The sequence below is a fragment of the Bradyrhizobium genomosp. III genome, assembly GCF_000261705.1.
Taxonomy (GTDB): Bacteria; Pseudomonadota; Alphaproteobacteria; order Rhizobiales; family Xanthobacteraceae; genus Bradyrhizobium; species Bradyrhizobium ottawaense.
Genome location: NZ_AJQF01000182.1, coordinates 1 through 10,508 on the forward strand (window position 1 = coordinate 1; position 10,508 = coordinate 10,508).

General features: G+C 65.0%; 9 protein-coding genes and 2 pseudogenes. 4 read left to right on the plus strand and 7 right to left on the minus strand.

Annotation, left to right across the window (positions count from 1 at the left end; all coding sequences use genetic code 11):
* Positions 1-91: pseudogene (locus IC66_RS46250) on the minus strand (molybdenum cofactor biosynthesis protein B); the annotation flags it as partial.
* 160 nt (positions 92-251) lie between these two features.
* Entirely contained in the window at positions 252-1,187 is a 936-nt protein-coding gene (gene ypfJ, locus IC66_RS0115930) for a KPN_02809 family neutral zinc metallopeptidase (RefSeq protein WP_028141677.1), read from the minus strand.
* A gap of 413 nt (positions 1,188-1,600) precedes the next feature.
* On the opposite strand from ypfJ, the gene IC66_RS0115935 reads away from it, so the two are divergent.
* The 3 genes from IC66_RS0115935 to IC66_RS0115945 all read left to right on the plus strand — a co-directional run bounded on the left by IC66_RS0115935 (position 1,601) and on the right by IC66_RS0115945 (position 4,056).
* On the plus strand, positions 1,601-2,731 hold the full coding sequence (locus IC66_RS0115935; RefSeq protein WP_028141678.1) for a site-specific DNA-methyltransferase: 1,131 nt from the start codon (positions 1,601-1,603) through the stop codon (positions 2,729-2,731).
* A gap of 187 nt (positions 2,732-2,918) precedes the next feature.
* A complete protein-coding gene (locus IC66_RS0115940) occupies positions 2,919-3,245 on the plus strand; it encodes a hypothetical protein (protein WP_028141679.1) in 327 nt (108 codons plus the stop codon).
* A gap of 124 nt (positions 3,246-3,369) precedes the next feature.
* Complete coding sequence (locus IC66_RS0115945; RefSeq protein ID WP_028141680.1) at positions 3,370-4,056, plus strand: glutathione S-transferase family protein; 687 nt, start codon at positions 3,370-3,372, stop codon at positions 4,054-4,056.
* Positions 4,057-4,115: 59 nt separating this feature from the next.
* Here the strand turns inward: IC66_RS0115945 and IC66_RS0115950 are convergent, their stop codons facing one another.
* The 5 genes from IC66_RS0115950 to IC66_RS0115970 form a co-directional block, all read right to left on the minus strand.
* On the minus strand, positions 4,116-6,125 hold the full coding sequence (locus tag IC66_RS0115950; RefSeq protein ID WP_028141681.1) for a methyl-accepting chemotaxis protein: 2,010 nt from the start codon (positions 6,123-6,125) through the stop codon (positions 4,116-4,118).
* Positions 6,126-6,375: 250 nt separating this feature from the next.
* Positions 6,376-8,937, minus strand: coding sequence for an HWE histidine kinase domain-containing protein (locus tag IC66_RS0115955; protein WP_038948300.1), 2,562 nt, complete (start codon positions 8,935-8,937; stop codon positions 6,376-6,378).
* Positions 8,934-9,518, minus strand: coding sequence for a biliverdin-producing heme oxygenase (locus IC66_RS0115960; protein ID WP_028141683.1), 585 nt, complete (start codon positions 9,516-9,518; stop codon positions 8,934-8,936). Before IC66_RS0115960 ends, IC66_RS0115955 begins: the two co-directional genes overlap by 4 nt.
* Positions 9,519-9,644: 126 nt before the next feature.
* Positions 9,645-9,812: a DUF1127 domain-containing protein gene (locus IC66_RS43435; protein ID WP_080670146.1), complete on the minus strand. Its 168-nt coding sequence runs from the start codon at positions 9,810-9,812 to the stop codon at positions 9,645-9,647.
* A 50-nt stretch (positions 9,813-9,862) separates the two neighbouring features.
* Positions 9,863-10,306, minus strand: coding sequence for a nuclear transport factor 2 family protein (locus IC66_RS0115970; protein ID WP_028141684.1), 444 nt, complete (start codon positions 10,304-10,306; stop codon positions 9,863-9,865).
* Positions 10,307-10,379: 73 nt separating this feature from the next.
* On the opposite strand from IC66_RS0115970, the pseudogene IC66_RS48290 reads away from it, so the two are divergent.
* Positions 10,380-10,508, plus strand: a pseudogene (locus IC66_RS48290) (LysR family transcriptional regulator); the annotation flags it as partial.

Sequence of the window (10,508 nt, forward strand, 5' to 3'; positions counted from 1 at the left end):
ACTTGTCATCCGCGAGCGCACGGGTGTCGGACACGGTGAGCACCGCGATGTCGAGCGGGATGAACTGTTTTGCTTCGTCGATGGAGGCCATGATGCGTCTCTCGTGTCCCGGACTAGGTGCGGCGCAACAGCGCCGCGCCGCAGAGCCGGGACCCATTTAGAGGCTTGGGAGACCGGCGGTGTGGGCCCCGGCTCTGCAGCGCACCGCTGAAGTAGCGCTGCGCTGCGTCCGGGGCACGGCAGCGAGACTACTACGTCCCGCCGCCGAACGTGTTGCAGGCCTGGACCGTGCCCTGCTGGTAGCCGGTCATGAACCACTGCTTGCGTTGCGCCGCCGAGCCGTGGGTGAAGGAGTCAGGCACGACGCGTCCCGTGGCCTGGCGCTGCAGCGTATCGTCGCCGATCGCGCTCGCCGTGGTCAGCGCGGCGTCGATGTCGCCGGCTTCCAGGAAGTTCGGACGCTTCTTCGACTCGCGATTGACCCAGACGCCGGACAGGCAATCGGCCTGCAATTCCACCTTCACCTGGAGCGCGTTGGCCTCCGCCTTCGAGCCCGCCTGCTGCTGCAGCCGCGTCACGCGCGGAATGATGCCGAGCAGGTTCTGGATGTGATGGCCGGCTTCGTGCGCGATTATGTAGGCTGTGGTGAAGTTGCAGGCGGACTTGCCGGAGCAGCCGCGGAAGCGCGTCTCGACCTCGCGGAAGAACGAGGTGTCGAGGAAGATGGTACGATCCGGCGGACAATAGAACGGCCCCATCGCCGACTCTGCCCGGCCGCAGCGGCCGCCATTGGTGACGTTGCGGAACAGCACGACCTTCGGCCCGGTGTAGGACTGGCCCGAGGCCTGGAAGATCTCGCTCCAGCGGTCGTCGATCTCGCCGAGAATGCCGGAGATCATGCTGCCCATCTCGTCGGTCGGGGCGCCGCGCTTGGCGGTCGAAGACGACTGGCGATCGGTCTGGTAGCTCGGCGCCTGGCCGCCGCCGGTGAGGATCTCGGCGCCGCCGATCAGGATGCGCGGATCGATGCCGAAGGCGTAGCCGACGAGGCCAAGCACGATGATGGTGCCGATGCCGAGCCCGCCGCCGCCCATCGGAAGGCCGAACCCGCCTCCGCCACCGCCGCCTCCACCATCGTCGCGACGATCCTCGATGTCGTCGCTGCGGCGGAAATCATCGTAGCGCATGGCGGGTTTCCCTCAGTCCTCGATTGGCATCATTTGGGCGCAGAAGCGCGAAAGCTCAACGCGCCACACACGTAAAATTTCCGTTGCTTTTATCAATATCCCGCTCGGCAATTATTGCCTAGTGCGACAGCATGCCGATGCCAGCAATTTTTTCCGAGGGTCGAGCAATTTTTTCCGAGAGAAATTTGGCGCCTTTTTGGAGCCATGATCGCTCCCGCAACGCGACGAAACGCGAAATACACTGCAAAACACGGCGAGTGCGCGCAGTGAACCGCACGCGGGGAGCGATGCGAGGCCTGCTCACGAAAGCGGCGGGTTAAGTCGATTTTTACTTTGCCGCTTCATTGTAACGGTCAGTCGGTTGTTTGGTCCCGCGTCGCCGACAGCGTCGCCTGAGTCAGAGTTCTTGAGTCATGGTAGTGTCGCGTCGCGGGGCGTCTGCAAGGGCGCCCCGCACAAATTTTGAGTCCGCTTCGCACAGCATCATCCTCGGTGATTGCGTCGCCGAGATGTCGAAGCTTCAGGCTGGTTCGGTCGACCTCGTGTTCGCCGATCCGCCCTACAATCTCCAGCTCAAGGGCGACCTCAAGCGCCCCGACGAATCCCATGTCGACGCCGTCGACGACGACTGGGACAAGTTCGATTCGTTCTCCGCCTATGACGATTTCACCCGCGCCTGGCTGCTTGCCGCCCGCCGCGCGATGAAGCCGTCGGCGACGATCTGGGTGATCGGCTCCTATCACAACATCTTCCGCGTCGGCGCGATCATGCAGGACCTCGGCTTCTGGCTCCTGAACGACATTGTCTGGCGCAAGTCGAACCCGATGCCGAATTTCCGCGGCCGCCGCTTCACCAACGCGCACGAGACCATGATCTGGGCCGCGCGCGACGAAAAGGCCAAGGGCTACACGTTCAATTACGAGGCGCTGAAGGCCGCGAACGAGGACGTGCAGGCACGTTCCGACTGGCTGATCCCGCTCTGTACCGGCGAGGAGCGCCTCAAGGGCGCCGACGGCAAGAAAGTGCATCCGACGCAGAAGCCGGAAGGCCTGCTCGCGCGCGTGCTGCTGTCTTCGTCCAAGCCCGGCGATCTCGTGATCGATCCCTTCAACGGCACGGGCACCACCGGCGCCGTGGCCAAACGCCTCGGCCGCTCCTATATCGGTTTCGAGCGCGACAAGACGTATGCCAAGGCTGCCGAAGCCCGCATCGCCGCGGTCGAGCCGCTGCCGGAAGCAAGCCTTGCCCCGTTCATGACCGCGCGCGAAGCGCCGCGGGTCGCGTTCTCCGAACTGATCGAGCGCGGCATGATCATGCCCGGCACGAAGCTGTTCGACGCCAAGAAGAAGCTCGGCGCGCTGGTCCGTGCCGACGGCGCCATCATGTTCGGCGACAAGGTCGGCTCGATCCACCGCATCGGCGCGGTGGCGCAGGGCGCCCAGGCCTGCAACGGCTGGACCTTCTGGCACATCGAGACCAAGAAGGGTCTCAAGCTGATCGACGAGCTGCGCGCCGAAATCCGCGCCGGCATGGCGGCGGAGTGATCCTCTCCGCCGTCATTCCGGGGCTCGCGAAGCTAGAACCCGGAATCCACCCAACCACAGCACATGCGGCCCAATGGATTCCGGGCTCGCGCAAGAGGCGCGCCCCGGAATGACAGCAGTGGTGGTTGAATGTCGCCCCCGCCAGGACTAGATTCGCCCGATCAGCCCCGTCCTGACGGTGGGCCCCATGCGACGACAGTCCGAGACATTGCTGCTGGTGCCGCTGCTGCCGATCTTCCTGCTCGGCATGTTTCCGATGTTCCTGATCGCCCTGCTCGGATTCTTCGGCCTCGCGCTGTTCGGCGTGCTCGTGATCTCTGTCGGGCTCGCCAGCAGCAACGAGGCGCACGACAATTTCAATCACGACGTCATCGTTCACGGCTACGCGCGCGGATCGGAGCGCGCGGCGCGGGCCTCCGACATGCATCTGGCCACGCGGCTCGGGCTGCGGCTGGAAGCGGTCGGCGCCGCGATGGTCGTTACGGCGGCAATCGGCCTTTGTTACGCCGGCTGATCTGCGTGGCGCGCAGATACCGCCCGGCAAACTCGCCGGTTGCCCTCCCGCAACGGGTTCAGGCAAGACAGGCCGCACGGCAATGACGCTGCGTCCGCGCCTTGCAAAAACACTGGGGAGATCGATGCTCAAATTCTATTTCAACGGATCGCCGAACCCGACCAAGGTCGCGCTTTATCTGGAGGAGTCCGGCCTGCCCTTCGAGCCGGTGAAGATCGACACCCGCAAAGGCGAGCAGTTCACGGCCGAATTCCTCGAGATCAATCCGAATGCCAAGGTCCCGGCGATCGACGATGGCGGCACCATCGTGTTCGACAGCAACGCCATCCTGCTCTATCTCGCCGAGAAGACCGGCAAGTTCCTGCCCGCCGCGAGCGTGCGCGGCGAGACGCTGTCATGGCTGATGTTCATCGCAACCGGCGTCGGGCCGTATTCGGGTCAGGCCGTGCACTTCAAGCATTTTGCGCCAAAGGACCAGAACCACGATTACGCCCATAACCGCTACCAGTACGAGACGGATCGCCACTACAAGGTTCTCGACGGTCACCTCAAAGGGCGCAGCTACATGGTTGGCGACAGCTATTCCATCGTCGACATGGCGCTGTGGGGCTGGGCGCGGATGCTGCCGTTCAAGCTCGGCGACGACGCCTTTGCGCGCTACCCCAACGTGAAGCGGCTGGTGGACGAGATCTCGGCACGGCCGGCGGCGGCACGCGCGATCGCGCTGAAGGACAAGTTCACCTTCAAGGCCGAGATGGACGACGAGGCCCGCGCCAACATGTTCAAGCACATGGCGACCAAGGTCGCCTGATCGCACCGCGCCGTTCTTTTCAGGCCACGCGCATGCGCGTGGCCTTTTGCGTTTGAGATTCAGGCGGCGTGGACCGAGTTCAGGAACTTGGCCACTTCGAGCTTGAGGCGGTTGCTGTCGGCCGACAGCGAGCGCGCCGCCGACAGCACCTGCGATGAGGCCGATCCGGTTTCGGAGGCGCCACGCTGCACGTCGCCGATGTTGGACGACACCCTCTGCGTGCCATGGGCCGCCTGCTGGACGTTGCGGGAAATCTCCTGCGTCGCCGCGCCCTGCTGCTCCACGGCGGCCGCGACCGTCGACGAAATCTCCGACAGCCGCTCGATGGTGCCACTGATCTCCCTGATGGAGCCGACCGATTCCTCCGTCGCGGCCTGGATGCCGGAGACCTGCTGGGCGATCTCGCCGGTGGCCTTCGCAGTCTGCTCCGCGAGCGCCTTGACCTCGGAGGCGACCACGGCAAAGCCGCGGCCGGCTTCACCCGCGCGCGCCGCCTCGATGGTGGCGTTCAGCGCCAGGAGGTTGGTCTGGCCGGCGATGGTGCTGATCAGCTCGACCACGTCGCCGATCCGCGCGGCGGCCTTGGAGAGCGCGCCGACGCGGTCATTGGTCCTGCTCGCCTGACCGACGGCCTCGACCGCGATACGGGCGGATTCCTGCACCTGGCGGGCGATCTCCGACACCGAGGAGGACAGCTCCTCGGTCGCCGAGGCAACCGCCTGCACATTGGCCGAGGCCTCCTGCGAGGCGCTGGCGACCTCCGTTGACAGGTCCTGGGCCCGCGAGGCGGTCGTGGTCAAGGTGCCGGCGGAGGCTTCGAGCTCGTTCGATGCCGACGACACGGTGTTCACGATCTCGCCGACCGCCTGCTCGAACTGATCGGCGAGCCTGACCATGTCCTTCTTGCGGCTTTCCGCCTGCCGCGCCTCGACCTCGGTCTGCTCGGCGCGCAGTCGCTCGGTCTCGACCATGTTGTCCTTGAACACCTGGATCGCCTTGGCCATGTCGCCGATCTCGTCGGCCTTGCCGCGGCCGGGGATCTCGACCTCGAGATTGCCGCCCGCGATCAGCCCCATCGCGCGCGTCATCGAGGCCAGCGGACCGACGATGCCGCGGGCGATCAGGAAGGCGACGATGCAGCCGAACAGGACGGCGAGGCCACCGGCGATCTCCTGAATGGTCGTGGTGCCCGCGATCACGGCTTCGGCGGTCGTACGCGATTCCTGATAGTCCTTCTTCAGGGTCGCTTCCGCGGCCTTGAGCCTGCCGACGCTGTCGACGATGAGGGGCGCGAGGCTCTTGTGGTAGATCTCGTCGGCCTGAAGCATCGCGGCGGAGGTCGTCTCGAACGCCGATTTGTAGATTCCGAGCGAGGTCTTCACCGGCGCGAGCGTGGAGCGCAATTCCGCCGCCTGCGGGCTCTTTTCGAGAGCCGCGAGCCGCTGCGCCGCCCTATCTACGCTCGCCCTGAAATTCGCGGGTCCCTGCGCGTCGCGCAGCGCCAGGAAACGCCAGTTCGCGACCCGAACAAGGAGGATCCTGGATTCGAGGTCGGCGACGAGGGCCGCGGTGTCTTCGTCGACGGCGGCGCGCGCCGCATCGACCAGCTTGCCCATCTTGACGGCCAGCTCCTCGCCGCTCGGCAGCAACGTCGCCTTGCCCGTTCTCGCCTCGTTGACGGCGTCGCCGAGATTGTCACGCAGGCGTCGCATCTTGGCAATGTCGTCGATGAGGCCGTTGTAGAGCACTCGCCGATCCTCCGAGAGCGTCCCCTTGGCGCCGACCCGCAACAGCTCGGTCGCCGCGGTTTCCCGCTCTTGCGCCTCCTTCATCGCGGGCTCGTTGGCGTCGTAGACGTAACGCAGATTGGCCCGTTGGATCGCCTGAAGCTGGGTCGATATCTCCAAAACCCGCGCCGTGCTGTCCGAAAGTGCGGATTGTCTTGCGACCTGATCCTGCACCGCCCGCAAATTCCAGACGGCAACCACCGCCATCACGAGACCAACCACCACCAAGGCCATGAAGCCTGCGTACAGGCGTCCCCTGATCCGCAAACGAAACTTCGGCATTCCCACTGTCCACCCAGATGCATTTCACTTCGAGCGGCCGAACAATTCCGGCAAATCGTCACGACCACCCTGGCAGCCGCGTGTCTTTGCGACCCACGCTGCACTGCGACACAATGGGGGACACTCGTTAATTGAACCTTCAAATTTTTCGCGCGATCTGGATCCGCGGGCGCGAAAACTGCTGCTTTTGTCAGCAGCTATGCAAAGTTCGCGTACGAATCCCGAGCGGGATGCGCAGAGCTGCATGCGTTCACAGGACGAACGACCATTGGGCGCCGGCCTGCTGCAATTTGCCGAGCGCGTGCTCGACCACTTCCAGCGTGTACGGCTTCTGAACCACCGGCGCCGAGGCCAGATCCACCGGAAGCGGCGCGCGCTCGCCATAGCCGGTTGCGAAGATGAAGGGCACGCCGATCTCCTTCAGCTTCTGCGCCACCTTGATGCTGCTCTCGCTCCCGAGGTTGAGATCGAGCAGGGCAAAGCTCGGCCGGGTCCGCTCGATCGAGCGCAGCGCCTGGTCGACGGTCGCGGCGGTGTCGACATGACGCGCGCCGAGATCGAGCAGGATGACCTCCGCCGCCATTGCGATGATCAGATTGTCCTCGACGATCAGCGCGGTCTCGGAGATCCGGGGTCGGCTGGACTGCTGTTCCTCAAGACGCATGGCGGCTCCTGCTATCGACGGCACCAGCTCGACGAAATTGGGGGGAATGACGAACGTCGCCTGCACGCCCAGAAGGTCGAAGCGGATTTCGGCATCGCCCTTGAGATCGAACGGCACCGAGCGTTCGATGATCGTGGTGCCGAAGCCACGCCGCGACGGTGGCTGCACCGGTGGCCCGCCGCTTTCCTTCCATTCGATCACGAGGCTCGACGAGGGATCGAGGCGCCAGACCACCTCGACGCTGCCGGTGGAATCGGCGAGCGCGCCGTATTTGGCGGAATTGGTCATCATCTCGTGGACAACGAGAGCCAGCGTGGCAAACGCCTTGGGATCGAGCGCGACGTCCGGCCCGCCCATCTTCACCCGGCCTGCGCGCGCCCCGAGATAGGCGCCGGCTTCGGATTCGAGGAGGGTCCGCAGCACCACCGGCGCCCAGTTCAGATTGGTGATCTGGTCGTGGGCGCGGGCCAGGGCCTGGATGCGACCGCCGAGAACGCTCGCAAACTCCTCCACGCTCATCGCCGTGTCCTTGCTCTGCGCTACCAGCGCGCGGACCAGGCTCAGGATGTTGCGGACGCGGTGATTGAGCTCGGCGATCATCAGCTCCTGCCGCTCCTGCGCGCCGCGGCGCTCGCGCGCGGCGAGGTCGGACAATTGCAGGATCACTTCCAGCAGTGTGACGCGCAGACTCTCGGCGATGCGGATGTCCGCTGCCGACCACGGTTTCGACTGGCCCGCCACGGTCTCCTGCCAGAGCTCGAAGCTCTTGCGCGGCGTCAGGCGCGGCCCGTTCGGACCTTCGTCGTAGATCTTGTCGGGAGCGCCGGCCCAGTTCACCGCCCGCGTGACCTCGCGCCGGAAGAAGATCAGGCAGTCGCGCGGGGTCCGTGAGATCGGAATGGCGAGAAAACCCGCCGCGCGGTCGCGAAAAGCCTGGCCGGCGGCATAGACCTTGGCGATCTCGGCGCTGGCGAAGATCCGGCCCGGCGAGGTCCGGTTGATGAAGGCGACGAGGTCCTTCACCTCGTCTTCGGTCGGCGTGTCTCCCTCGAGGGCGATCTTGTTGTCGGACCAGACCGCGACGCCGTCGCAGTCGATCATCTTGCGGTAGTCGCCGAGAAAGTCGACGATCGCGCGGCGGCTGTGGTCGTGCGAAGCAGCGATCTCGATCAAGCGCTCCTGGACCTGATGGGCCCGCGCCTCATAGGCGACATCGCCCTCGCGCTCGCGTCCCTCGACGATCCAGGAAAACATCTGCCCGAACAGCTCGGAGGCCGTACGCTTGTCGAACGAAATGTACCGCGGCGAATAATGATGACAGGCGAACAGACCCCACAGCTTGCCATCGCGCAGGATCGATACCGACATCGAGGCGGCCACCCCCATGTTGCGCAGATATTCGATATGGATCGGCGAGACCGAGCGCAGCACGCTCATCGAAAGGTCGAGCAATCCCGCATTGTGCGTGGCGGTCGACATCAGGGCAGCCGACCTGGCGTTGACGTCGGCAATGATGCGCAGCCAGTTGCGCTGGTAGAGGGCGCGCGCCTGCCTTGGGATATCCGATGCAGGATAACGCAGGCCGAGGAAGGATTCGAGCCCTGCTTCCGCGGTCTCGGCGATCACCTCGCCCGATCCGTCCGGGTGAAACTGGTAGACCATGACGCGATCGAATCCGGTCAGCACCTTGAGCTGACGCGCGGCCTCCCGCGCGAGCTCGGTCATGCCGCGCGTCTTGCGGATCCGTTCGAGCATCAGGCGGACGAGCTCGCCGGAATTGACGCCGGGCTCGTGGACGCTCGGCTCCGCCTCGACGATGAGGTAGACGCCGGAGAAATGGATCGAGAGATCGTAAAGCGGTTTGCCGGCCTGGAGCTCGACGCCGAACAGGCGCTCGGTCGCATCCGGCCCACTCAAATAGTCGACGCGACCGCGGATGGTCTCGACAGCGGCTTCGGAGATGGCGCTCGTCAACGGCTGCTGGAGCAGATCGGCGACGTCGCTTCCGAGAAAGCTGCCGACATTGTCCGAGGCCATGCAGATCGTGAAATCCGAGAGCACAGCGAGCATGAAGCCAAACGGCTGCACGCTGCCGGGAATGTGGATCGGCTCGCGATCGCAATTGGTGAGATTGACCGCCTCGTTCATGCCCGCTCCGCCGCCCGCTCGAACGCGGCGAAGGCAACCCGCGCCGCCGCGATCACCTCGACCTCGTCGCAGGCCTCTTCGCCTTGAAGCTTCGACAGGAAACTCTGCCACAGGCGCTTGCCGGCACCATGGCTGAGATAGCTGGTGGCCTCCGTCATGCGCAGGTCGGCGGCCTCCGCGACCTCTTTCAGCAGGAATCTTGCCCCGAGCCGAGAGCCCTCCAGCACGTACATCGTACCGAGCATGCCGCTGGGCGTCAGCGGCGGCACGGATACGGTGGATTGCGCGGCGCCGCCGAGCCGCCCGAGATCAGCCGCGATCGCGGCACTGCGCGACCGCTCCGGCCAGTCCGGAAATATCCTGGCGACGCCTGCCGCGACGAGCGCGGCCTCGAGCGGAAGAAGCGCGCCGGCGCTGGCTTGAAGAAAGCGGCGATAGCCCGCCAAGACGGTGAGATCGAACGACGAAAGTTGCGCATCGAGCTCCCGGTGCGCACCCGCAGTCGCATCTCTCAGTCGCTCACGAAGTCCAGGGAAGCCAGGGTTCACCTGTGTCGAGACGTCCGAAACCCCAGCCAGCATGAAATTCCCACACGCGCGCAATGCCGGGGGCGCGATTGCCCCGGAAGCGAAGGAAACGCCGGCGGAATCCGAAGGTTCCGCCGGCACTGGAATATCTGGAGAGGCGCGGACCGTACCCTCGACTCTTTATTTCCGCCGGCGGGGCTTGTGCAGCTCGTACGCGATCTCCGCCCTGGTCATCCCGCAGTCCAGAAGCTCCCGCTCGCTCATGGCGGCGAGTTGATCCCGGGCCCGGGACCGTTCGCGCCTGATACGGACCGTTTCGACCAGCGCCCGCCACGCCCGCACGACCATCGCCGGCTCCGCCCGATGAAACCCACCGGCGGACGCGACGCGCAATCCACTCAGCTCGCAGCCCTCACCGGCGCCTGCGGAAAAGAACCGAGCGCCCGCTCGGTCAGGATCGAGTCGCAGTACTCGCGGATCTCCTTGATCTTGCCGTCCTCGAGACGAAACACCAGGCAATAGTCATTGTCGTAGCGCACGCCTTCGGGCGTGACGTTGTCGCCCTTTGCCTCCACGACGACCACATCGCCGTCGGCGATGAAGCGGTGAGCGACCGTGCGCGTGCGGTCGCGCAGGCGGGTGCGCACATAGCCGTGCAAATCGTTGAGGATCGACTCCTTGCCTGAGAAGGTGCGCGACCAGGAATACTGGCCGGTCACGACCCATTTGGCGTCTTCGGCAAGGCTTGCAGCGAACAGGGCTCGATCGCGCGCGTTCGGATCGGGATTGGCGGCGGCGGCGAAAATATCCTGCATCAGTTTCTTGTTGGCGATCGCATTCATGGCGGCATCTCCGTTTGGTGGGAACGCGGAGATGATCGCCGCAGCATCAGAATTCTTCAAATCGATAGAGAATATGATATCTATTCGCCTGATGAATTTGAATTCGCTTGACCTCAACCTGCTGACCGCGCTCGACGCCCTGCTGCGCGAGGCCAGCGTGAGCCGCGCCGCGCTTCGGATGGGCCTGTCGCAGCCGGCGGGC